General features: G+C 59.5%; 21 protein-coding genes. 15 read left to right on the top strand and 6 right to left on the bottom strand.

Annotated features, from left to right (window positions below; genetic code table 11):
* Positions 1 to 183 precede the first annotated feature (183 nt).
* From fnr to sugE, 4 genes are all read left to right on the top strand, one after another.
* Positions 184 to 933, top strand: a complete 750-nt coding sequence (fnr, locus tag LY622_RS21170; RefSeq protein ID WP_234292704.1) for a fumarate/nitrate reduction transcriptional regulator Fnr — start codon at positions 184 to 186, stop codon at positions 931 to 933.
* Between the two features lie 77 nt (positions 934 to 1,010).
* Entirely contained in the window at positions 1,011 to 2,990 is a 1,980-nt protein-coding gene (locus tag LY622_RS21175; protein ID WP_234292705.1) for a sensor domain-containing diguanylate cyclase, read from the top strand.
* A 96-nt stretch (positions 2,991 to 3,086) separates the two neighbouring features.
* Complete coding sequence (locus LY622_RS21180) at positions 3,087 to 6,563, top strand: putative bifunctional diguanylate cyclase/phosphodiesterase (RefSeq protein WP_234292706.1); 3,477 nt, start codon at positions 3,087 to 3,089, stop codon at positions 6,561 to 6,563.
* A gap of 133 nt (positions 6,564 to 6,696) precedes the next feature.
* Positions 6,697 to 7,011, top strand: coding sequence for a quaternary ammonium compound efflux SMR transporter SugE (sugE, locus tag LY622_RS21185; protein ID WP_234292707.1), 315 nt, complete (start codon positions 6,697 to 6,699; stop codon positions 7,009 to 7,011).
* A 13-nt stretch (positions 7,012 to 7,024) separates the two neighbouring features.
* Here sugE and LY622_RS21190 read toward each other — a convergent pair whose 3' ends face one another.
* From LY622_RS21190 to LY622_RS21205, 4 genes are all read right to left on the bottom strand, one after another.
* Positions 7,025 to 8,077, bottom strand: coding sequence for a GGDEF domain-containing protein (locus tag LY622_RS21190; protein WP_234292708.1), 1,053 nt, complete (start codon positions 8,075 to 8,077; stop codon positions 7,025 to 7,027).
* 472 nt (positions 8,078 to 8,549) lie between these two features.
* Complete coding sequence (locus tag LY622_RS21195) at positions 8,550 to 9,209, bottom strand: hypothetical protein (protein ID WP_234292709.1); 660 nt, start codon at positions 9,207 to 9,209, stop codon at positions 8,550 to 8,552.
* 102 nt (positions 9,210 to 9,311) lie between these two features.
* Complete coding sequence (locus tag LY622_RS21200; RefSeq protein WP_234292710.1) at positions 9,312 to 12,209, bottom strand: two-partner secretion domain-containing protein; 2,898 nt, start codon at positions 12,207 to 12,209, stop codon at positions 9,312 to 9,314.
* A 66-nt stretch (positions 12,210 to 12,275) separates the two neighbouring features.
* Entirely contained in the window at positions 12,276 to 13,958 is a 1,683-nt protein-coding gene (locus LY622_RS21205) for a ShlB/FhaC/HecB family hemolysin secretion/activation protein (protein WP_234292774.1), read from the bottom strand.
* 845 nt (positions 13,959 to 14,803) lie between these two features.
* Here LY622_RS21205 and LY622_RS21210 point away from each other — a divergent pair.
* The 7 genes from LY622_RS21210 (at position 14,804) to LY622_RS21240 (ending at position 21,133) form a co-directional block, all read left to right on the top strand.
* Entirely contained in the window at positions 14,804 to 16,141 is a 1,338-nt protein-coding gene (locus LY622_RS21210) for a tyrosine-type recombinase/integrase (RefSeq protein ID WP_234292711.1), read from the top strand.
* Positions 16,141 to 16,659 (top strand): hypothetical protein, encoded by a 519-nt coding sequence (locus LY622_RS21215; RefSeq protein WP_234292712.1) that lies wholly within the window; start codon positions 16,141 to 16,143, stop codon positions 16,657 to 16,659. The genes LY622_RS21210 and LY622_RS21215 overlap by 1 nt, the downstream gene beginning before the upstream one ends.
* Before the next feature lie 60 nt (positions 16,660 to 16,719).
* Positions 16,720 to 16,995 carry a helix-turn-helix transcriptional regulator gene (locus LY622_RS21220; RefSeq protein WP_234279026.1) on the top strand — a complete coding sequence of 92 codons (276 nt, stop codon included), beginning with the start codon at positions 16,720 to 16,722 and terminating at the stop codon, positions 16,993 to 16,995.
* Entirely contained in the window at positions 16,992 to 17,264 is a 273-nt protein-coding gene (locus LY622_RS21225) for a hypothetical protein (protein WP_234292713.1), read from the top strand. The genes LY622_RS21220 and LY622_RS21225 overlap by 4 nt, the downstream gene beginning before the upstream one ends.
* Entirely contained in the window at positions 17,254 to 20,055 is a 2,802-nt protein-coding gene (locus LY622_RS21230; RefSeq protein ID WP_234292714.1) for a hypothetical protein, read from the top strand. The genes LY622_RS21225 and LY622_RS21230 overlap by 11 nt, the downstream gene beginning before the upstream one ends.
* Positions 20,056 to 20,336: 281 nt before the next feature.
* Complete coding sequence (locus LY622_RS21235) at positions 20,337 to 20,555, top strand: hypothetical protein (RefSeq protein ID WP_234292715.1); 219 nt, start codon at positions 20,337 to 20,339, stop codon at positions 20,553 to 20,555.
* On the top strand, positions 20,552 to 21,133 hold the full coding sequence (locus tag LY622_RS21240; RefSeq protein ID WP_234279022.1) for a hypothetical protein: 582 nt from the start codon (positions 20,552 to 20,554) through the stop codon (positions 21,131 to 21,133). Before LY622_RS21235 ends, LY622_RS21240 begins: the two co-directional genes overlap by 4 nt.
* Before the next feature lie 179 nt (positions 21,134 to 21,312).
* Here LY622_RS21240 and LY622_RS21245 read toward each other — a convergent pair whose 3' ends face one another.
* On the bottom strand, positions 21,313 to 21,630 hold the full coding sequence (locus LY622_RS21245; RefSeq protein WP_234279021.1) for a hypothetical protein: 318 nt from the start codon (positions 21,628 to 21,630) through the stop codon (positions 21,313 to 21,315).
* Positions 21,631 to 21,825: 195 nt separating this feature from the next.
* Between LY622_RS21245 and LY622_RS21250 the strand changes: the two genes are divergently transcribed.
* The 4 genes from LY622_RS21250 to LY622_RS21265 are packed head-to-tail and all read left to right on the top strand — an operon-like array spanning position 21,826 to position 24,118.
* Positions 21,826 to 22,239 (top strand): DUF5681 domain-containing protein, encoded by a 414-nt coding sequence (locus LY622_RS21250; protein ID WP_234292716.1) that lies wholly within the window; start codon positions 21,826 to 21,828, stop codon positions 22,237 to 22,239.
* Positions 22,232 to 22,489, top strand: a complete 258-nt coding sequence (locus LY622_RS21255; RefSeq protein WP_234292717.1) for a hypothetical protein — start codon at positions 22,232 to 22,234, stop codon at positions 22,487 to 22,489. Before LY622_RS21250 ends, LY622_RS21255 begins: the two co-directional genes overlap by 8 nt.
* On the top strand, positions 22,486 to 23,976 hold the full coding sequence (locus LY622_RS21260; protein ID WP_234292718.1) for a hypothetical protein: 1,491 nt from the start codon (positions 22,486 to 22,488) through the stop codon (positions 23,974 to 23,976). The genes LY622_RS21255 and LY622_RS21260 overlap by 4 nt, the downstream gene beginning before the upstream one ends.
* 4 nt (positions 23,977 to 23,980) lie before the next feature.
* Positions 23,981 to 24,118, top strand: a complete 138-nt coding sequence (locus LY622_RS21265) for a hypothetical protein (protein ID WP_234279017.1) — start codon at positions 23,981 to 23,983, stop codon at positions 24,116 to 24,118.
* A 1-nt stretch (position 24,119) separates the two neighbouring features.
* On the opposite strand, the gene LY622_RS21270 is transcribed toward LY622_RS21265, so the two are convergent.
* On the bottom strand, positions 24,120 to 24,272 hold the full coding sequence (locus tag LY622_RS21270; protein ID WP_234292719.1) for a hypothetical protein: 153 nt from the start codon (positions 24,270 to 24,272) through the stop codon (positions 24,120 to 24,122).
* Between the last annotated feature and the right edge of the window lie 34 nt (positions 24,273 to 24,306).

A 24,306-nucleotide genomic window follows, 5' to 3' on the forward strand; every position in this document is an offset into this window, starting at 1 on the left:
CACTCGACGACAGAACCGGCCCTTCGGGGCCGGTTTTTTTGTAGGCTCACATTGTCGAAATCGTGGTTGCGGTTGATTCAGGTCAAGGAAGGGGGCACTGTGGTCCAGTGGCTGCTGCCGGTGCAGGACAGCGCGGGCGGGCTAGGTCAGAATCTCGGTTACAGATGCAACCAAGGAGTGCCCATGACGCTCGAGTCCTCTCGGCGCCAGCCGGCCAAGGCAACACGCTGCGAGCGCTGCACCCTGCATGCGCGCTGCCTTCCCCTGGGCCTCGAACTCGACGCGCTGGAATCCTTCGAGGCCATCATCCAGCATCCGCGACCGCTGAAGCGGGGCGAGGTGCTGGTGCGCCAGGGGGGCACGTTCGAGAGCCTGTTCGTGGTGCGCTCGGGCAGCCTCAAGCAGTCGGTGGCCCAGGAGGGGCAGCGCGACCAGGTGACCCATTTCTACCTGCCAGGCGAGGTGGTGGGGCTGGATGGCATCGGCGAGGATAACTGCTACGGCAGCGTGGTGGCCATGGAGTCGACCTTCGTCTGCGAGCTGCCCTTCCACCGGCTGGAGGATCTCGCCGAGCAGCTGCCGGAGCTTCGCGGCCAGCTCTATCGCTGCATGAGCCGTGAACTGCGCAACGACCAGCGCATGATGTGCCTGCTCTCGGGTCGCACCGCCGACCAGCGCCTGGCCAGCTTCATGCTGGGGCTCTCCGAACGCTTCCGCTTGCGGGGTTTCTCACCCTATCGCTTCCACCTCTCCATGTCCCGCTCCGATATCGGCAGCTATCTGGGGCTGGCACTGGAGACCGTGAGCCGTGTGCTGGCCCGTTTCCAGCAGCAGTCCCTGGCCACGGTGGCGGGGCGTGAGCTGACCATTCACGACATGGAGGCGTTGGTGGCACTGGCGGAAGAGGGGGTGGGCCGCCACTCGGGGGGCTGACGGGTATTCCCGCTTTTGCTTATGGGCCCAGGATGCCATGATGGCACCACGCTCGTTGAAAAATCGGTGGTTCGCCCTTGATCGGATGGCTGTTGTCGACCCTGCGTTCGCGCCTGCTGCTCGGTGTCAGCCTGGGCTGGCTGGCGCTGGTCGGTGCTCTGTTGGCCTATAGCCATCTCAGTGGTGGCGCGCTGGCCCAGCGCGAGAACCTCACGCATCTGGAGTACGAGGCACAGCTGATTGCCAAGCAGCTTGATCGCTCCATCCATGTGCGGAAACAGGCCCTCGCTCGCCTTCGCCCCTCCCTGGCATTGGACGACGACCTCTTCACCCAGCTGCAGCGCCAGGAAGGGCTGCTGGCGCTCTTCGACCGGCTGATGGTGTTCGATGCACAGGGTGAGCCGGTGGCCGCCTGGCCCCCCTTCGAACATGGCGGCCCCAATATCGCCGCCCGCGAGTATTTCCATCATGTCCGCGGATTTCGCCGTCCCCATGTCAGCGAGCCCTACGTGGGGGGCGAGACCGGCATCCCCCAGGTGATGGTGATAGAGCCGCTGCTCGATGAAGAGGGGCGCTTCCTGGGGATTCTCGGCGGCAATGCCAGCCTTCACGATGGTACCTCCTTCGTCAACCTGCGCTCTCAGCGGATCGGCGAAGAGGGCCACGTGGTGCTTGCCACCGCACAGGGGCAGATCATCAGCCATCCCGACCCTGGCTATCTGATGCAGGCGGTTCCCGCTGCCGACCGGCTGCCGCTGCTGGATCGGGCCCTCTATGGGTGGGAGGGCAGCGGCATGGGCGAACAGCTGGATGGCCAGCCCGCGCTGATGGCCTTCCGCCAGGTCTGGTCGGCCGATTGGGTCGTCGGGGTCTTCCTGCCCGTCAGCCAGGCACAGGCACCGATACAGCGCTATGCCACCGAGTTGCGCTGGGTGGGCCTGGCCACGGTGGCGCTGATGCTGCCGCTGCTCTGGTGGCTGCTCGGCCTGGGGCTGGCCCCGCTGCATCGGCTGGAACGCCAGATAGAGCGGGTAGGGCGTGGCGACGCCAGGCGGCTCAGGCTTCACACCACCATGCGTGAACTGCATCAGGTCGCCGATGCCTTCAACCGCCTTGAGGACCAGCGGCGCGATGCGCTCGCCTCGCGTGAGGCGCGCGAGGCCTTCCTGCAGGCGGTACTTGCCTCGTCCCCGGTGGGCATGTTCCTTGCCGACATGAAGGGGCGGATCAACTACGTGAATCCCGCGCTCGAAGCCATCTCCGGCTTCAACGTCGCGGCTTCCCGCACCTCCGAGTGGGTGCGCCGAGTACATCCCGACGACCGGCCGGCCTTTATCGAGCAGTGGCGTGCCACGCTGGAGAAGGGTGATGATCACCACCTTCAGTATCGCTTCCAGCGTGACGACGAACAGCTCTGGGTGGAAGCCCAGGTGAGCCGGGTGGAGCTGGGTGACACGGCGCTGGGCTTCGTCGGCATGATTCAGGACATCACCGAGCGTCATGAGCGGGAGACTCGCCAGCTCTGGGAGGCGGAGCACGACCCGCTGACCGGCTGTCTCAATCGGCGTGGCTTCGAGAACCGCCTGGAAGAGGCCTGCACCCTGCAGCGTCGCGACAGCGATCAGATCCTGTCGCTGATCATGATGGACCTGGATCACTTCAAGCCGGTCAACGATACCGCGGGTCATGCGGCCGGCGATGAGCTGCTGCGTCGGATCGGCCGGCTGCTTCAGGAGACGGTGCGCCAGCAGGATGCCGTGGCCAGGCTCGGCGGCGACGAGTTTGCCCTGCTGCTGCCGGCCTGCCCGATTGAGCGGGCCAGCGACATAGCCGAGCGGATCCGACAGGGCATCGAGGCGCTTGAATTCCAGGCGGACGGGCACGTTTTCCGCGTCACGGCGAGCATCGGCGTGTCGAGCCTGGATGAGGAGGATCGGGACGGCGGGCCCCTGGTCAAGCGTGCCGACCGGGCCAGCTACCGCGCCAAGCACAAGGGGCGCAATCGGGTGGTGGTGCAGGCAGGGCTGTCGCAGGTCGCCGAGGCTGGCCGGGATTAAACCTTTTCCGCTGCCTGCCGATATCTGATGCTGACACGCTTGCAGTGTGGACGGGTCGTCTCGCATTCGGCGGGTTCTGAGGAGTGCACGCCCCCTATGTCTCACAAGACGCTGGATATCGCCAGGGATACCACGCTCTACATGGTGGCCGCCGTACTCATCCTGATGGGTGCAACAGGGCTGTTGACCTACTGGCTGGGAATCGTCTACCCGCTGCGTAGCGTACTGCTGCCCGACAATGCGCTGGCCGTGCTGATGGTTGGCCTCGGCCTGTTGGCGCTCCTGTTGCGTTGGTCCGTGATGCATCGCATTGCCGGTCTCATCCTGCTTCTGCATGTGACCTACCTGCTTGGGCACAACATCCTGGCGGGGGGAAGGGAAGTGGGGGTGTCCTGGCTGACCGGCGACGTGCGGATGGGCTCCCTGGCGTCAGCGGTGCTGATGCTGGTGGCGCTCTGTCTGCTGCTCGGGGTGGGCCAGCGCCGGTCGCGTTGGCTGTGGAGCGGCGTAGGCGCGCTGCTGCTCTGCATCAGCCTCCTGGCCCTGCTCAGGCTCTTCCTGCCGGGTGGCGAGGCGGCATGGACGCTCAACAATGCCTCTTCGCCCCTGCTGGGCACGATTCTCTCCCTGTTCCTGGGCGTGGCGATGCTGCTGATGGCGCTGGGTGTCGACCGACCACAGCCGCGAATGGGGCGGCTGGCGCTTGCGGCCGGGCTCTTCGGAGTCCTGCTGAGCTGTACGGCCTGGCATCTGCTGAACTGGCAGTATCAGGAGGACAAGCAGCTTCACGCCAGCCATCTGCTGGACAACCTGCAGTTCAACGCCGAACAGGTGATGGCCGCGCAGCTGCTGTTGGCCCAGCGAATGGCCGAGCGCCTTGATGCCCCTGAGGGTGGGGGCGATGCGGCGATACGTGATGGCCACGTCGAGCACTATTTCCGCGACTCACCCGGCATGCAGGCGATCGGGCTGCTGGATCAGTCAGGATGGACTTGGGAGCAGTCACGCAGCGAGGCCGCCGGTCGATGGCTGGAGGAGCAACTGGCCGACTCCCAGGTCGAGGCGTGGTTGCAGCAGAACTTCCCTCAGCCGAGGCTGATGCTGGCCGACCCGGGGCAGAGCCATATCGCGCTGATGGTGACTCAGCTGCCTACGGCTGACCGGCAATTGGTAGGCAGCCTGGATCTTGTCATGTTGCTTAAGGAAGAGCTTCGCGTCCAGTTGGGGACCTACATGGTTCGTGTGTTGCGCGGGGACGCCCCCCTGCTCGACATGCGGGCGCCGGGCCGCACGGCGGGCGAATTGAGCTACCCGCTTGTTGCGCGGCGCCATATCGGCTTGCCGGGAGGGGTCAAGCTGACTCTCGAAGTCGTTCCCGATTCCGTCAATGACATGCTCATGGCCGGGTTGATACCCGGCGGGGTGGCGTTCTCCGGTCTGCTGCTGAGCTATCTCATGTCGTTCAGCCTGGGGCTGGCCTATCAGCGACATCAGGACCGACGTACGCTATGGGAGAGCGAACAGCGCTACCGCTCGCTCTTCGCCTATAACCCCGATGCGGTCTTCTCCATCGACCCCCGGGGTACCTTCGTCACCGCAAATTCCACCTGTGCTGCTCTAACGGGCTTGCCCGTGGATCAGATCATCGGCTCGCACTTTTCGCAGCTCATTCTCCCCGGCGAGATCGAGCGCATTCAGTACAATTTCGATGAAGCCCTTAAGGGAAACGCGCAGCGTTACGAGGTCGCCATCGTCAACGATACCGGTGAGCCGCGCCTGCTATACGTGACCAATCTTCCGATCCTGGTGGATGGGGTTGTCCAAGGCGTGTTCGGCATCGCCAAGGATGTCACGGAGCAGCACAGGAACGAGACTCGCCTGCGGGTGCTGGAGCGTAGTGTGGAAGCCAGCATCAACGGCATCGTGATCACCGACGCCACTCGGGAAGATTGCCCCATCACCTATGTCAATGACGCCTTCCAGGCCTTGACGGGGTATCGGGAGGAGGAGCTGCTCGGCCGTAACTGCCGTTTTCTGCAGGGAGCGGAGACGGACCTCGAGACGGTATCACTATTGCGCAGCCGGCTGGCCGAGCAACGCGACTGCCATGTCACGCTACGCAATTATCGCAAGGATGGCAGCACCTTCTGGAATGCGCTCTATGTAGCCCCGGTTCCCGATGGCGAAGGTCGCGTGACCCACTTCGTCGGCGTGCTGAATGACGTGTCGGAACGCCAGGCCTATGAAGATCGTCTTGCCCATAGTGCCAGTCACGATGCCTTGACCGGCCTGGCCAATCGATCGCTGCTGGAGGATCGGCTGATCCACTATTTTGCCTTGTCCCAACGACAGGATCGCACCATGGCCGTGCTGTTCGTGGACCTGGACGACTTCAAGCCGATCAACGACAGCCTGGGCCATGCCATCGGCGACAAGGTGCTGGTCGAAGTGGCCTGCCGATTGGATAGCGCCATGCGCCCTGGCGATACCCTGGGGCGCCTGGGGGGAGACGAGTTCGTGGCGCTGTTGCCTGACGCTACCCAGGAAGAGCAGGCAGAAATGGCCAAGCGTCTGCTGCAGCTCGTTGCTCGCCCCTATCGCATCGACCATCACGAACTCCATCTGTCGGCCAGCATTGGTATTGCCATCAGCAACGACACCATCGACCAGCCCATGGAGCTGATCCAGCAGGCCGATATGGCCATGTACAGGGCGAAGCAGCAGGGGCGTAACGCCTATCAGTGGTTCACACGTGAAATCACCACCCGTGTCAACGAGCGACTGGTGATGCGTAATGAACTCCAGGATGCTATCGACTCGCAGCGGCTCGAGCTCTACTACCAGCCCCTATACGACCAGGTGGGTGACATCGTTACCGTGGAGGCCCTGCTGCGCTGGAAACATCCTGCAAGAGGCTTCGTGCCGCCCAGCGAGTTCATCCCCCTGGCCGAGGAGACCGGCCAGATCATGCCGATCAGCCGCTGGGTGCTGGAACGGGCGTGTCTCGATATGGGGTTGCTTGATGCGCGAGGGTTCGGTGGTTTCAAGGTGGCGGTCAACCTCTCGCCCATGCAGTTTCACCGTGCCGGCTTCCTGGATACACTCAGGGACACTCTTGCCAGCACCCGGCTCCCGGCCGGTCGACTGGAGCTGGAACTCACCGAAGGGGTGTTGCTGAACGACGCGGAGGAGGCCGTCGAGATTCTTCACGCCCTGCGCAGGATGGGTATCGACGTCTCCATCGATGATTTCGGCACCGGCTTCTCCAGCTTGAACTACCTCAAGCATCTTCCCATCAGCAAGGTGAAGATCGATCGCAGCTTTATCAGGGAAGTGACCCATAGCGTCGACGATGCATCCATCGTGCAGGCCATCATCTCCATGGCCCAGCACCTGGGACTGACCGTGGTGGCCGAAGGCATCGAGACCGAGAAGCAACACAGCCTGTTGAAGGGCTACGGCTGTGAAATCTTTCAGGGTTTCCTGCTAGCGCGGCCCATGCCGCTGGAACAGCTCGAGGTTCTGTTGAGAGCCAGCAAGCAAGCGCAGCAGATTGCTCCGTATCGCGGCTGAGTGCAGGTTGCCCCGACCTTGACCCGATAACCGGGAACAGTAGAATCGAGGCCTCGCTATTCGGCGCCGGGACGACCCGGTGTACGACCTGTCATACCGGGGACGACCCCATCCCACCATGGGAGCTAGACTCATGGCGTGGTTTTTTCTCGTCGTTGCCGGTCTTCTCGAAGTTGCCTGGGCCCTGGGACTCAAGGCCTCGGAGGGTTTCACCCGACCGTTACCCAGCGTATTGACCGTGATTGCCATGGTCGCCAGCTTTTACCTGCTTGCCCAGGCCATGAAAGTGCTGCCGGTGGGCACCGCCTATGCCATCTGGGTGGGCATTGGCGCCGTGGGCACCGTGCTGCTTGGCATTCTCCTCTATGGCGACAGCGCTTCGCCGCTGCGCCTGCTCAGCCTTGTTCTGATCCTTGCCGGGCTGGTGGGGCTGAAGCTGGCTGGTTAGGAGAAGGCCTTCCTTACGGCTCACAGACCGTGCGGTTGCGCCCGTGCTCCTTGGCCTGATAGAGCAGTTCGTCGGTTCTATGCACGCACTCATCCAGGTTGTCGGAGTCGATAAGTGAGCAAATACCGATGCTGGCGGTGATGTGCAGTGGAGATGAGGTGTCGTCGAGCATTGGCGTGGTGGCCAGGAGCTTGTGAAGCCGTTCGGCGGCATGCTGTGCTTCCGCTACGCTGGCTCTCGGCAGCATGATCACGAACTCCTCACCGCCCCAGCGACCAATGATATCGGCCTGCCGAAATACCTCCCGGCACAGCTCGGTGAAGCGCACGATGACTTCATCCCCGGCCTGGTGGCCCAGGGTGTCGTTGACCGTCTTGAAGTGATCCAGGTCGATCAGCATCAGGGCGGCCGGGGGAGCCCCGCGCTGCATAAGCGCCAACTCCTGATTGAGGCGCTGTTCGAAGGCCCGACGGTTGAGCAGGCCGGTGAGCGGGTCGGTGGCGGCATGCTTGGCCAGTTCGTGACGTGTTGCCTTCAGCTCGCGTATCAGCTCGGCCTGTTCGCGGTGGGCGTGCATCAGTTCCATATGCGCCATCACCTGGTTGGCGAGGGCCTGGAGCGCGAAGCGCTGGCGTTCGGTCAGCTCACGGGGCCGATAGTCGAGCACGCACAGCGTCCCGAGGGGATAGCCATCACGGCTCTCCAGAAGCGCTCCGGCATAGAAGCGCAGGTGAGGCTCTCCGGCCACCAGTGGGTTATTGGCGAAACGTGGGTCCCGGGTCGTGTCGGGTACGATGAAGAGGCCCGGCTGCAGGATGGCATGCGCACAGATCGAGACATCCAGCGGGGTCTCGCGCACCCCGAGCCCCTTTTCCGACTTGAACCACTGCCGGTTGCGGTCGATGAAGTTGATGACAGCGATGGGAGCCTCGCAGATCAGCGAAGCCACCTCGACGATATCACCAAACGCCGACTCCTCGGGCGTGTCGAGGATCTGGTAGTCTGCCAGCGCCTGTAAGCGCTGGTTTTCATATTCGGCTGAGCAGAAGTCGGTGTTGTCAGGCATGAGCGGGAAGTTGTTCCGGTAAAGCGATCAAGTTGTTGAAGACCTGCTGGGCCTGGAGTAGAGGAAACTTATCGTTCATCGGCCATCCATATTGGCAAAGTCCAGTCGCCCTGTCGTACTAGTAGAATGGGCGGTGGAAACAACCATCATGGCCCTCTTCCCTCCCCGTCACAACTGGCGCCATCTCATGCGGGAGGGCCTGGGGCATGATGGGCTTGCAGTACGACCCGTTGCCGGCTGGCGCAGGTGCCCATGTTTCGGGAATCGCTTGCAGGGCGTGGGGGTATGTGGGGGCAAAGGGGGGTGATATTGGTCAGCCGGCACAGCGCCTGCTGGCTTGTGCCCTCGCCCCAGCCGCCAGGTTGACAGATAGGGCGGGATGATCACCCCAGGGCTTTTGAGGTTGGAACAATCGCTTATATCGACGCTCATAATTGCTAGGAAAGATTAATAGTGACGTGCATCCACTGGATCATTTCAAATCGTAATAAGATTCAAATACGGCATGTTTCGATCGGGTTTCAGGCAGTACATAGACGATGCCATTCGAGTGCTTGAATGCGGGGCTTACCACGGTTGTATAGAAAGTTTTTGGTACATTGATGCAGCCATAAGTAATGCGTTTATCGTGTGCATAGGGTGTCGCCAGTCGCTCCGCGCGCCGCTCCCTGGGGGTGCCGGCCACGACAGGGTGTAGGGAGATGGCGGTTTCATAATCCACCCAGAGTATCTCGCCGCCCTTGAGGTTGCGTCCCAACGATGCCACAAAACGGCCTGCCGGTGTCGTGCGCTCATCCGGACGAATGTTCGCCAGGGCTCGCTCGCCAATGCCCGGCACCGAATCATCACCTACCGCCATACCCAGCAAGGCGGATGCCTCCCCACTGAGTTGGCCTGTCGCATCAAACATAAAAACCCGGGCCTCACGCTTGTCGACGATCATGAACGGCATGCCGAGATTATCTTCCGAGTGAGTGACCCAACTGACAATGGCCCTCACTTCCTCGGATGCGTGCTCGTGAATGAATCGGTGCCCTGAGTCTAACTGGTCATAGGCATTCGCTAGAGCCACTAGAGGCGTGGCAAAGGCAAGTATCAACCACCACAAACAGAGTGTTTTCATGCGTCTCATGGACATGCCTCCTGCGGCGATTGTCCAACGTTGACCTCACGCAGAACTGCTACCCGCGCTCTGGCATCGCTGGTAGCAGCTAGCTCTCCTCATGCGTCAGGTTTAGAAGCGGTCCTGCCTGGGTGCATACACTGGCGGTACATAAGTATCCCTGGGCGGCGTCACGAAACCGCTTTCCGGCAGCGGCTCTACCCGCTCAAGCTGCGATGTCGGCATATTGACGGCGGCGGTAGCGAAGGTCAGTTCCAGCCCTTCGCTGTGATACACGAGGGCGTCGAGAAACGTCCTATCCTTCTCTTCCACTGAAGAGGTGTCTGGCCTTCTGGCCTCTCCTGCCAACTCTTTCGCCAGGAGATATACCGATTCCGGCGGGAGGGTTGCCAGTTCGGGAGCGAGGAGATCCGATGGATCTGTGGGTTTCGGGTCGGTTGAGCGGGGATCCGTCGGAGTAGGGTCGCTGGGGTCGGCAGAAGTGGCACTAACAAACAGCGCGCCGTCGACATAGGTAATGGCGTAATTGCTGGTACTGAAAGTGCCTCCAGTGGCATCAGTGGGCGTGATCGCATAAGGGCTGCCATCCACACTGGCGGTGGCCACCGCGCCGTCGCTGGTCAGGCTGACGCTATCCACCGTTTCCGCATTCACCAGCCCCTCCGAGGTGAAGGCCTGAGGCGACAGGGGGAAGGTTTCGCCGAAGACCTTGGAGCCGTCATTGGCCGTGATGGTCAGCGGTGCTGGCGTGATATCCGCCCGGGTAAAGTAGGTTCCTTCAGCAGTGCCGAAGGGGGCAAAAAGATCATAGAACCCAGAGTCATCGGTAAAGGAGTTGGCTTGATAAGTAATCGGCTTCTCGTCGCCCACATCCTTGGTATCGAACAGGGCATTGCTTGTCGTGCCTAGCTCAGCGCCTGACTGTACACCGTTTATATCTGGCTCGAGGCCGCTGACGGTCGCGTTGCGCAAGCCGTCATACACCTTGTCGTCGCCCAGCCCGAATACCCAGGCCTTGGCATCCAACACTGCGCTAGCCCCGGTTAACGTAAGATCGTAGGCGTCGATTTCGGCTTGGGTGGTGGTATAACTAACAGGATTGAAACGTACGCCCAAGGTGCCTTCAGTGACAGTGATGCAGGGGGGGGCAGCGCAGTTAAAGTCCACTGTGCCACCATTGATATCACCCGGTCCCGTACCGTCATTGTCGGCAATCAGTATGGCATCGCCGCGCGTGACAGTAGTGGCCGCCGACATGTTGACATTCTGACCAGCTATCGCAGTAAAATCACCGTCTGTGAATGTGAGGGCGGCATCGACGTTTACATCGCGTTCAGCGTTGGCGATCAGGCTGCCCCATGTGCCGGTAATCGCCTCGTTGATGTTGATGTCACGATCGGCATTAAGCGTCAACGTCGTCGGCGACGTTGATAAGGCGGTCCACTCGATGGCGGCATTCACATTGATATCGCCTGAACCGGTGCCGCTGGCCCCGCTATTTTCCGTAGTCACGGTGATGTTACTGGTGACCAGGTTGCCATTTAGCTGATCGACATTGATATTGGCCTCGTTGACCCCGGAATCCGGTGCGAAGACGTTGTCGGTTTCGGTGGCGCCTGAGGTGGCCGCATCGGAGATGGTGATTTCCGCCGGGTCGAGCAACCACATGCCAAAGGCCCCGTTGGGCGCGCGGGTATCGATCCTGATACCCGAGACGTCCAACCAGCCACCGGAGGTTTCGATCAGGCCGCCGTTGCCAGACTCGGCACCGCCGCGGGCGGTAATGCTTCCGTAGGCACGGGTTGAGTCATCGGCCCATACCACCACCGTGCCGCCGTCGCCGGAGGTAATCGCGTCGGCGTTGATCGTGCTGCCCGCGCTCATGTAGGCCGCCTTGGCGTTCTGCACCGAGGGGTCCTTGCCCTGGTAGCCACCGCCGATCAATACGCTGCCGCCGCCGGCATCGCCGGACGCATCAATTACCGCATCATAGAGGCCGACGTGGCGGGCGCTCGCAATGACGCTACCCCCGGTTTCGCCGGCATCGGTGCCGGACACATCCAGGCTGCCGCCAATATTCACGGTGCCGCTCTGCATGTCACCCATCAGCATGATGGTGCCATTGCGGTTATCGATGCTCTGGGCGCGGATCACCCCGGTGTTGTTGACTGCGGACTGGAACAGCTCGCCTGCCGATTGAGCTGTCATCAGGACCTTGCCGCCATCGGCTTGAATCATCCCACCGTTCTGCGCCAGCGCATCCAGCGCGCCCTGGCTGACGGCCACATTCAGCAAGCCATCGCCAGCTACGTCGAGGGTAATGGCGTCGCCCGCGGCCAGTGCCACAGTGCCGAGATTGGCCTGAAGCGTGCCCTGGTTGCTGACGTTGGCACCAAGCAGGGCGATATAGCCGCCGTCGGCATTGATCGTGCCCTGGTTGACGATGCTGCCGTCGCCCGTCCCGGCGAAGCTGTAGTGGCCGGCCATAAAGTCGCTGTCGCTGAGGCTCAGGGTGGAGGCCACCAGGCCGCCGACGTTGACCGAGGCGCTCTGCCCGAACAGCACGCCGTTCGGATTGATCAGGAATACATTACCGTTGGCGTTGAGGCTGCCCAGAATGCTCGAGGGATCGGAACCCAACACCCGGTTGAGCACCGTTGCACTGCTGTTGGGTTGGGCAAAGTTTACCGTCTCTCCCGAGGCAATATCGAACGCCTGCCAGTTGATGGCGGCATTCTGACTGCCTTGGGTGATAGTCATCTCAGTGGCACCGCCACTGATACTGGCACTACCGGCTGACACCTCGCCTCCTACCGGCAAGGCCCAGGCATTGCTGCCGGTAGCCAGGAGCATGGCGGCAGCAAGAGTCCTCAGTGGGAATCGGACTCCGCTTGTTGCAATGCTGCTGCTACCGCTGGCGGTTTTCCGCCCGCCACTGTTGGCAAGCTCGGATACCGCAATAAAGCTGTCGATACTATGGTTCCAGATGGATTTATAGAACTTGTTCATGATGTTCTTCCAAGTAAGTTTGACGTCTTGTTGAATAATCGAGTAGCAATGTATCAAAAATTGTAATCAAAAATACTTGACCAGCTGTACCCAGAATTGACCGTCCGAATCCGGTGCTGAAGTCGCTTCTTCACTGCCGAGTTTATGGGCGTAATATGATTTTATTGAGAAGTTGTTGTAATCGACCCAGTTGATACCCACACCGGCTCCGCTCAGGGTGCGACTATTGTCAGCGTCATCCCAGGGGTCCTTGTGCACAGTGACAGTCCCTGCATCGACAAATCCGAGGAGATGCACTTGGCCGGGTAACTGTTCGGAAAGGCCCGCCAGAAGGAGTCGGGCTTCAAGGGTTGCCAGATACCCCTCATCGGCAAAGGCTTCGCCCTGGGGGTAGGCGCGCACAGCATTCATGCCGCCTAGTGACATCTTCTCCGAGCTATCGAGATTGCCGGAGGCGAACTGGGCGCTCACAGATCCATACAGAGAGAGGATGTCGGTGAGTTGCTGCGCACGCATGACACTTAAGCTCACCTTGTCGAAATGGCCGTGGGTTCTCGCTGTAACGGCATCCGCATCGCGAATGGCGGGCGTTTTGATATCGATTTCGCCGGTATGCAGAGTGACAAAAGCGGCAGTCAGGCCGCCCGCACCCAATTCATCGCGGTGGTCACCGTAGAGGCTCGCCATTACCACATCGGCATTTTTTTCGCTGACTATGGGAATGAAATCGAATCGGTCCTCGAAGGTCTTGTGGTCGTAGCCGATCTGCGCGTAGAGATTGGTCTGGCGTGAGCGGATCAACGGATAACGGCCAAACAGGCTGGTAACCCTTGCTTCGCCTGTGACACCCAGGGGACTGAATTCTTGCCCCAATTTATACTCCAGGTGGCTGTAGGCAGCGCCTGCGGTGGCCCTGCCCAGCTGCATCTGGTAGGCGGCGCGAGCATAATCGAGGCCGTCGAAACTGCTCAGCAAGCGAAGGCTGGCCACATCTCCCCGTCCTGCCAGGTTGTTGACATGAATCGTTCCGCCCAGACGATACTCGCCGGTGTAGTAGTTTCCCGCGTTATCGGCATCGATGCTGCCTGTCACTCGCTGTCCGGGGGTAACATCGACGATCAGGTCGGCCGCACCCACCGACTCACCCGGCACCAGGGTCGACTGGACGTTGACACCGGGGATGTCCGACATCAGCAGAAGCCGGCTCTCGAGAGGGGCGCGGTTAATCACCTCACCAGTATCGACGCCACTTAGAAGACCATGGGCTAGTCCATCCGAGAGATTGCTCTGGTTGCGCAGGGTGACATCACCGTAACGGCCTTCCACCACGGCGATCGTCACCGCACCATCCTCGATGGCCTGTGCAGGCAGGTAGGCTTGCGCGACAAAATAGCCGTTCTGGTGATAAAAATCGGTGATCCGAGAGGCTATTGCCTGTAATTCACCCAGGCTGAGCTGAGCCCCTGGCCTGAAGCCGGTGACGGAGAGCAGCTCCTCGGCGGAATAAAGGCTGTGCCCGCTCAGGCGCAGTGAATTGACCTCGATCTTCGCCGCGCTGTCGGCATCCATCACCGGTACCTGTGGCGGTTGCACGTCAATTTCCGGTGCCGTTCTTTCCACGGCCGGCGAAGGCGGAATCTGTTGAAGCTGGCCGCCGGCACTGGGTAGGGCGGCGCTGGGAACTTGTGCGTTGGCAATGCCTGAGCTTAATACTAATAGTGCAAAGGGAATGATGTTTTTCTTCACCATGTTCACCGTGGTGTTTTTCGTACATTAGGTTATAGCCTGTAGAGGGCAGGCTCTTATTTTATTGTAAGATTTTATGATTGCTTCAGGTTTGCGCACTAATTTTCGGGCATCTAAGTGCCGGTAAATAATTTATATTTTCTTGAAATATTTATCTTGTTGCCAAAACTGTAAGTAAGGAAAAGAGTGAAAGGTGTAATCTTAAGAAAAATTAAAAAGTTGGTACTGGTTAAAAAACGATCGCACCTCAGGAATCGAACTGTACTCCTCTTTATCTAGGAAATCCTATTTATCATGACAAAAATGTAATTATTTTTAACGATGTTTTTGATGCCATGCACCTGGCCTTCTTCATGCCTCCACCACCTAATTCATCGGAGGGCCTGAGGGAAGAAGAGGGCGAGTGCTTTTCTCTTGTAAAATCATGTCGCTTTGACAAGAGCGCGACTCAAGAGGAGCGCTCGCCAATGGGTGAAATCCTGCCGCAGGCGGAGCTTGGTCGCTCGACAGCGGGGGGCGGCAGGGCTGCCAGCATTCAATGCATCGTAATCAGCCTGTAGCTTGCCAACGGTGGGATCGGATGTGGGGCTAAAGGCTAACTGGCAGTGAGTTCGCTTCGCGGTCGGGGTGTAAGTCATTGAAATGACTGGCGCCCCCACCAGGATTCGAACCTGGGACCTTCCCCTTAGGAGCGTCAAGGCGAGTGGTTTTTTACATTCTTTAGCCTGTTCATTCCTTACCTGAAATATGAAGTAAAACAATTCGCTATGTGATTACTGTGTCCCTTTGTGTCCGATGCTTTCCTACGGTATACTGTACAAATCTAGGGGACAGTCTAGGGGACAATAATGGCAGAGCGGAAGCCCATCACTACACCCGCCGAGGTCGCATCTTTCTCTCTGCCGGAGGGCCGCAACAAAGCACGGCGCCCGGTCAAGTCGAAGCATGGGGCTGGTCTGGCGCTTGAGGTTCGTGCCGGTCGTGATTCGAAGCTGTGGATATACAGGTTCAACATTGCTGGTCGCCAGTTCGAGACCATGCTCGGCACCTTCCCACCCATGACCTTGAAGCAGGCGCGAGAGAAGCATGGTCAGTCCGTCGCGCTGGTGAGGGACGGCATCGACCCGCGCAAGCATCGCGCCGCTGAGGTCGCTAGGAATCAGGCCGCATGGACGATGCAAGAAGCCTTCGGCCACTGGCTAGAGTTCTACGCCGCGTCGCCGGTCAAGGGAGGCAACCCACCCACACCACGCACCGTGGCAAAGCAGCGTGGTCGCTGGAATCTGCACTTGAAGAAGCCGTTGGGCGGTGCCTACGTCCGCGACCTTACCCGCCGCCGGCTTATCGAAGTGCTGGAGGGCATCGCATCATCTGCAAGGGAAGAGGCCCGGCAGTGCCTCACTTTACTTCGGCAGCTGCTGGACTACTGCGAGGATCGTGAGCAGATCGACGATAATCCGGCAGCTGGTTTGAAGCCTGCCAAGGTGAAGGCGCGGCCCGGTAAGCCGAGAGAGCGGCACCTCGAATTGCCAGAGCTGCGCGACCTGTGGATGGCTATTGATGATAACCGTACGGCAGAGGGATTGGCCGCTACAGCGATGCTGTCCCTGTCCGTGGCAAACGCTATCAAGCTACTGATACTCACCGGCACCCGCCGAGGCGAGGTTGCTGGTATGCGCTGGTCTGAGGTGAAGCGCGATACATGGATGATCCCTGGCGAGCGAACCAAGAACGCCAAGCCGCACAAAGTTTATCTTGCGCCGCTGGCACTGGAGTTACTGCGCGAGCAGCGCCAGCTATCCAGCGGCGACTATGTGTTTGAATCGACCCGCGATGCCGGCAAGCCTATCCACTACGACACAATCACAACCGCCGTCGCTCGGCTTCAAGGTCGCGCCCGCAAGGATCACGACGAGACCGCGCCGCTATATCACCACGAGCACTTCACAACGCACGACCTGCGCCGCACCTGTGCAACGCTTTGGACGAAAACATTTATGGCTGACCCGCTGCTAGTGGATGCGATGCTTTCACACTCGCCGCCTAGACTGCTGGGAACATACAACAGGGACCGGCGCTGGGATATGCAAGTTGATATCTGGAAACGCTGGGGCGCGACCGTTAACGACATGGTCGCCAATGATCCGGGCGCTAATGTCGTTTCTCTGCGTGGAGGTGTGGCGTAATGAAGCATGAAGCGCTCAAGTACTTAGAGGAGCATGAGCTGGCGAAAGCCGCTATGAAGGCAACAGGCCGTTCTTTCAGTGAGCTAGTGTCTGGAATCAAGGTCGAACCGAATGAGGCGTTATCCCCTGAAAGCTGGATGATGTCCTGGCCCGGCGACCTGATACCGCCAGAGAAGCTGACAGACGTTCACCCGCTGGCCGTGCTGTTTTGGTTCTACACGGATGAATCATGGGATCACCCGGCCCAGCGGGAGCTAGCAGCCAACTACCTGACAAAGCAGGAATTGGCACTTACTTACTCTGATGGTGTTGCTGTGAAGCGTGGGCGGGCCGAAGGGGGGAGGAACACCGGAAAGAGACGCAAAGAAGATGCGGACAGGCTTCGTGCTGATATTGTTAAAAAATGGCATGCGCTTTCGACTATGCCCGAGCAAAATAGGTCAAGTGCTATCGCTGCTCGTCTTGGCATCACTCCTAAGCATGTCAGGGACGTGCTCAGAAAAGCGAACCTGAGGTAAGCGTCGATATTATCACAACCGCGAACCTTGGCAGTGTCCTATAACTGCCGAGGTTCACCAATGAACACCCAAGCCGATTCCTTAAATACATCGCAATACCTTAATAGCCCAAGCGACAACCGTGCCACTAAAGCACCGCCCGCAAGGCGTGCCCCGTCCACCTTCCTGAAAGACCTTGAAGCCTGTGAACGCTACGGCGTTGCCCGTTCAACGTGGTGGCGCTGGCTATCCGAAGGCGTCATTCCTCCCCCCATCAAAATTGGCCCCCGCGCTACTCGCTGGCGCTTGTCTGACCTTGAACGCTGGGAACAGCAGCGTGAGGAGGCCGCCCAATGAACACGCGCCTTATCCGCCTGGCAGAGAAACTTTCCCAAGGTCCGATTACTCGGGAGCAAGCCGACCGCATCGCGCCCGCTAGCAATGGCCCGCACTATATCGGGGCTTTGCGCCGCCGCCTAGATATTGAACTCGATTGTGAGCGAGTCCCGTATATCACCGTGGATGGTCAGTCCACATGGTATGGACGGTATGTCCCGACACAGGAAGAGCGTCAGAAACTGAGGGAGTTCGTTATCGAGCAGCAGGGAGGCGCTAATGATGCTTGAACAAAAGAAAAGCCCCGCATCGGCTGGCACCGTCTGCGAGGCTCAAGATATGTCGTCTGATACCAATGATAGCAGCACTATGGCCACGCTGACCATCATCAACTCAATCAATCCTAAGCACCTGGCAAAACGTTATCGGCTTGATGATGACGGTGGTCTAGAGAAGTCGTCAGGCGGTGAGTTGATTACTGGTAATGCCGAGGTTGTTGCCGTATCTAGCTTAACGGAGTTTGCGGCGCTGCTGGTGTCGCTTTCACCGAATCAGGCACTCACTTATGGCGCACCTGAGCGCGATACCGTCAAGATCGTAACCAAAAGCCAATGGCTCAAGATGGGGCGCCCTGATGGCGCCGTGCCAAGGTCAAAGGAGGCGTTCTCATGGCCGGCTGGCGCTGGCGTCATGATGGCCGACTATGACCCTGGTGCAGTTGGTGAAGTGCTCGACCGCGATACGCTGCTGGTCAATCTGCGTGAGGCGGTGCCGGCACTGGCTGACTACGCCGCCCTGTGGTGGCCATCGTCATCGAGTCATATCACCCGCACTGATACCGGCGACGACCTGACCGGACTTCGTGGGCAGCGTCTGTACTGGCATGTAGCGGATGCAAGCGACATACCCCGCGCCGGTAAGGCCCTGGAAACTTATCTTTGGGCCGCAGGCTTTGGCTGGATCGAAGTTGGCGCCGCTGGCCAGCTACTCAAACGAACCTTGATTGATAGCAGCGTCTGGCAGCCTAACCGGCTCGACTTCGCGGCTGGTGCGGCCTGTACGGCTCCACTTGAACAGCGCCGAGGCGATCCGGCGCTATTCGATGGCGTGGCCATCATGGATACCCGAGCGGCGATTCCAGACCCTAGTCCGGCGACAGTCGCGGCTGCTGAGAAAGCGATTCTTGAGGCCAAGCAAGAAGCCGCACCCGAAGCTAACGCCATGCGGGAGGTCTATGTCGAGGATCGTGCTATCGAGATGGCTGGCGCTGGTGCTGATGATGATGCACTAGAGCTATGCCGCGCTGTGGTTGCCCGCGCATTGGATCACTCGACCTTGGCCGGTGACTTCCCGTTGACGGTGGTGCTTGATGGTAATGCGCAGCACGCTGTCACCGTTGGCCATGTGCTCGACAACCCCGAGCGGTATCACGGCTGCCTGACGCTCGACCCTATCGAGCCCGACTATGAAGGATCGAAGGTTGTCGGCAAGCTGTACCTGATGGGATCGCGCCCACGCCTGTACTCATTCGCGCATGGTGGTCGCACCTTCCAGCTAACCCGACCCCCGGCCCGCGTTGAGCTGGTTAAGGGCCGCACCGTGGATGCTGTCGAGCAAGTGCTGACGCTGATGCGCAAGGCGCCCGATGTGTTCGATTTTGGCGGCCCGTTGGTGACTGTGAGCAGCGGGCAGGTTCATCCCGTTGATGAGCATGCCCTAAAACACTGGCTAGGCGGTACAACTCAATTTTGGCGGCTGCATCGCACCCCGAAGGGGCAAATGGTCGACGTGCTGGAAGATCCGCCGACTGCGATTGCAAAGCAACTGTTATCGCTTGGGCAGCGTCGTCAACTGAAGCGCCTGGAAGGCGTCATCACAGCGCCTACACTCCGACCCGATGGCTCGATCCTGAATCAACCGGGCTTTGACGAGCTGACCGGGCTGCTGCTGGAGGCGGACAGCGATGACCTATACCCGGTGCCTAGCAAGCCAACGGCTGATGACGTCGAGCAGGCGCTAGAACGGCTGATGCGCCCGTTCGCAGACTTCCCGCTTGTCGGTGCTGTGGATCGTGGCGTTTTGCTGGCAGCACTGCTGACAGCGGCTGTGCGTCCGGTGCTGGATACTGCGCCGGCTTTTGGCTTCGATGCCCCCGTTCAGGGTAGCGGCAAGACGCTGTTGGCCAAGTGCATTGCGGTACTCTCGCTGGGCGAAGTTCCGACCGTATGGCCGCATACCCACGCACGCGATGACGAGGAAATCCGCAAGCGCATCATGACAATTCTGATGACAGGCACCCGCGCTGTTATCTGGGATAACGTCATCGGCGTGTTTGATAGCGCCGCGCTGGCCGGCTGCCTGACGTCGAGCCACTACTCTGACCGGATACTAGGTAGGACTGGTGCCGCCAATGTCCCGAGCAAAGCCATGTGGCTGCTGACGGGCAACAACCTGACCCTTGCCGGCGACCTGCCGCGCCGAGTGCTCAAGTGCCGAATCGATCCTGAGATGGATAGGCCGTTCGCTCGACAGTTCGACCTCGACCCCGAGGCGTATTGCAAACGGCATCGTCAGCAGATGATAGCGGATGCCTTGACTATCATTCGCGCCTGGCTGCTGTCAGGTGCGGCGCCTGCCCCGGGCAGCATGGCCAGCTTCGAGGGCTGGGATTCGATGGTGAGGCAGCCTGTCGCCTGGATTAGTCGAGAGTTCGACGAGTATGCCGACCCGATGGAGGCAGTAGACGCCGCCCAGGCCGCCGACCCTGAGCAGGAACAGCTAGATGCTTTATTGTCATCGCTGGCCGATGTATTCGGCTCCGAGCCATTCGCCAGTAAAGACGTCAGGCGCGTGCTCGACCGCTGTGCGGATGCTAGCCGCCCTGGTATTGAGCCTCTGCCCGGTGACGAGCAACAGGCGCTTGCCGATACGATGGAGGAGTTCCGGGCAGGGCGGCTGCTAACCGCTAGAAGCATCGCCAAGGTTCTGCAATTCCGGGCCGACCGCGTGTGCAATGGCCGACGATTACGCAAACGGCAGGGACGAGCAAAGCAAACCGTTTGGGTAGTTGAGAATATTTAGCAACAAGGGGCCGAAAGGCCCCTTTTCTTGTGCTAAGTGGTGGCTTTGGTGGCTTTGGTGGCTTTGTTTCCCGGCGTCATGAGCTACTGATAGAAGTCTATGTCGATAGTATTTGGGGGGAAATTGAAGCCACCACAGCCACCACAACCACCATTTGAGAACGACAAGGGAACCCCTTCCCCTGGAGCCTGTAAACCACGCCCGGTCAAACTTGAAGATGCTTGCATCCCTGCTCTCATGCCTATATCATAGATATAACATCGACGATACAAGGTGGTCCCATGCAATACGATTCTAACGATCTTACCCGCCGCGCCATGGCCGCACACTTTCGCGCTGGTAATCGCGACCAGCCGGGTAACGATAGCGACGTGATGGAGATCGAGGGTCGCGTCTATGTGGTCCTGCGCAACGTCAATGGCATCCTTAACGTGTACCGCCTGACCAGTCAGGGCAAATTGCGGGTGCTGCGTCGCTGGCCGCCGGAGATGAAATCATGAGCATCGAAAAACTCACCCCGGAATGGGGGGAGGCGTTCCTGGCCGATACGCTTGCGGGAGATACTGAAGCCGCTTTAAACCTGTGCGTGGCTATGGGCAACCAGCAGCGAGGGGAGGCAGCCGTAGCTTTATGGGAAATGGGCATACCGGCTCCCGCTTACCGCGCCTTTCTTCAGCTCGCATGGGAGCATGATTACCAGCACGTCATAGAAGCTGCGTTCTTGCGCCCTGTCGAAGTTTCCGAGCTGTTCGACTACGCAGACTTCGACACCAGCGCATTACCTGAACGCCTAACCGTTTGGCGAGGCACAGCAGGCATTGACTATGAAGCCGCCGCCGCTGGCCTCTCATGGACCACTAACCGCCGCATGGCGTGCTGGTTCGCCATGCGCTACGCCGACAGGCTGGGAAGCCCGCTAGTGCTGCGCAGAGAGGTCCGCCGCGAAGACGTGGCCATGTACTCCAATGAGCGGGTGGAAGGTGAAGTAGTGCTGTTAGATGAGCCTGACGAGTTGCCGGAAGTAGACGGCACCATCGAGGAGTGGCGACAGTTATTCAAGGAGGAGGAGGGTGCATGAGCAAGCTGGCGGAAAGGAACGGGTAGGCGGAGGCAACGCCAGAGAGAGGACAGAGCATCCGCCATACCGATTGGCTATTCAATGGGTTACAGGGTGAAAATCAATACACCCACCATGCGACCTACCATAGAGATGCAAAGCGACCGTCTGCACCACCTGATACCCACGCTGACAACACGCTATTTGTCCCAAGGGGCTGGCGATAAATTGAACTCAATTTTCAAGTCTTCTCGATAATCAATCAGGGCAGCGGCATCAAAGCTATGCCCCCTTACAAAAGCCCGCGCATTGCCCAGATACTCACCATCTTCCGAATAGATTCGCAATCTTATGCGAGCTGATTCACAAGTTGTCACGCCCGATATAATCATACCCCCGCCGAACCCTGGCTCTCCTACCGGCACCCAATCCTCTACCTCGCAATCATCGACGGCATGTGCATTGACTCCGAGTGCTGCCGTCAAGAGTGCCCCCGCTATCGCCACTGTATTTTTCATGCTGTTCCTCTGCGTTTGCTTATATTCGACTTGCTGACCCTACCTGAGCGTAGGGGCTGAATCCATGCTGCGTTCGCAGCAAATTCAAGATTATTCCTATTATCGTGATTTTTTGGTGATAGGCACCTGCTACTGCCTGTTGTCATCCTGATAGAATTTAACTATAATGGTTGTAGTTAAACGAGGATTCTGGCTATGACCGAACGACTATCCGACGGCAAATGGAAACCAGGCGTTTCTGGTAATCCAGCAGGCCGTCCGAAATCGGCAACCACTGAGTTACGCCGTCAGCTTTCCGAGCATGGCCCCGCCTTGGCTGCAAAGGCCGTCGAGTTGGCCCTAGCTGGAGATTCGACCGCGCTGCGTATCTGCCTTGACCGCATATCGCCCACGCTCAAAGCACAGCCCGCGCCTATCAGCGTGAGCCTTGAAGGGGCCGAGGGTTTGGCAGGCGTGAGCCGCCGCCTGGTGGATGCTGCCGCGTCTGGTGAGATCCCCGCCGATGTTGCGAGCCAGCTTGTCGGCGCCTTGGGTCAAGTGGCTCGTATCACCGAGATTGACGAGCTAGAACGCCGACTGGCGAAGCTGGAGGAAGCTGCTAATGGCTGACCAAACCCCCGCCCAGGTAAAGCGCCTTGTTAAGCGCCTTCGCAAGATGGCCGAGCAAGATGAAGTTACCGCAATTGCCGCCTTGCTCGATATTGCCCGCTACAACCGACCGGCTAACGGACATGAGTACCTGCCGACCGAGGTTGAACAGCATGGCCTTGTGTGGCGCCTTGCCCGCATGGCAGAGGCGGGCGACGAGTTAGCCATAACCGCTATTGCGAGCCTTCGCCGCAAGGAAGGCCTCTCATGATTGTGAGGCAGCTAGTTACAACGCTTGGGTTTGAGGTGAACCAAGGTCAGTTGAACAAAGCTGACCAAGCCGTCGCCACACTGACCAAAGGTCTTACGGCGGTTGTCGGCCTGGCCACCGCCGCAACAGGCGCCCTGTTCGGGCTGGCTCGCAGCACTCAATCTGCCGGGGATGAGATCGCCAAAACTGCCCGCCTCATTGGCACAACAACCGACGAGCTGCAATCGCTCCGTTTCGTGGCAGGGCAGGCAGGCGTTGAAACTGGCACCCTGGACAACGCGCTTCAATTCCTCAACAAGAACCTGGCAGGCACCGGTAAGACGGCATCCGATGTTCTCCCCCAACTCGCTAATGAGTTCGCCTCATTAACCAACGAGGCCGACAAAGCCGCGCTTGCCCAGGAGTATTTCGGACGCAGTGGCGCCCGTATGGTGCTGCTGCTTGAGCAGGGCGCTGAAGGCATTGCAGAGGCTCAGGAGCGTTTCGAGTTACTGGGCGGTGCCATGTCAGTAAAAGGCACGGCGAACGCCGAGATAATGGGCGATGCCCTGGACGACCTGCAAACTATTGTGCGTGGTCTGAGCTATTGGGTGGGCGAACGGCTAATGCCTATCGTCATTGAAATAGCGCATGGCATCCGTGATTGGTACATCGAAAACCGCGAGATTATCCGGCAGAACATCGCCGCCTTTGTCGATAAATTGGTGTCGAGCCTTCGGGTGTTCTGGTCAACCGTTCGTCGCGTTATCGGCATCGTAAACCAAGTTGCTCAGTCGATGGGTGGTTGGGAAAGCACCATGAGGCTTGTGGTGTCTCTGCTGGGCGCCATGGTCGCTACCCGTGTTATCCGTGGCGTGTGGGCGCTGGCTGCCGCTATAACAGCCGCTGGCGGTGCCATGAAGTTCTTGGGACTCATGATGCTGAGAATCCCGCATCTGGCCATCATGGCCGCTCTAGCCCTCGTCCTTGAGGATCTGTGGGGCTGGACCCAGGGCCATGAGTCCGTCGCTGAATATATTCTCGGCACGTGGGAGCAGTTCGCTGCCGATTGGAGAGAGCTTGTCGGCAACTTGTTTGAGGGCCGCTGGCTGGAAGCGCTCGGCAATATGGATCGCGCTACAGACGAGTTTGCCGCCAAGATTCGCGGTTATCTGGAAACACTGTTGCTCCCCGAATGGCTAGCTAGGTTCATGAACGATGGCGGCGCTGCCGGGGCGCTTGGTCGGCTTCGTGAGGGTGCCGAAGGTGCCGCACAGCTTGAGCAGTTCCCGAACACCGACGACCTTAGCGGAGTTGCTGGCCAGCAGATCCTTGAGGGGGCAGGGGGCGCCAGCGTCGATAACCGCCAAGTAAACGTCACCGCGCCTATCACAATTGACATTACGTCTGGCACCCCCGAGGAGCAGGCGCAGCGTATTGAGTCCGTCGTTTATCGCTCGTTGGATCGGGCCATCAATGACGCTGCACTTAATCTTGAGACGAGGTAAATCAATGGCACAACTGCGCAAGCTGGACCGGGCATGTAACCCGCACCAATTTACCCAGCGTGGCGGCACCATGCCGGGCAATTCCCCCAAGCATCGCCGTAAGGCGGAACAGCAACAGCGAGGCAATACCAATGAACGCTAAATCAATCGCCTTCGATCTTGAAGCGAAATGGGGCCACCTTGGCCGAAAGAATCTGGAGGCACTGGCCGCCGATGTACTGCGACTGGCTAGTACCCGAGGTGATAGCGCCGATGACGAAATGGAAATCCAGCGTCAGGCTCAGCAGCGGCTGCATGAACAGTCCCAGCGGCTCGAAAAGCACCGCGAAC

Source organism: Halomonas alkalisoli, assembly GCF_021412585.1.
Classification (GTDB): domain Bacteria; phylum Pseudomonadota; class Gammaproteobacteria; order Pseudomonadales; family Halomonadaceae; genus Halomonas; species Halomonas alkalisoli.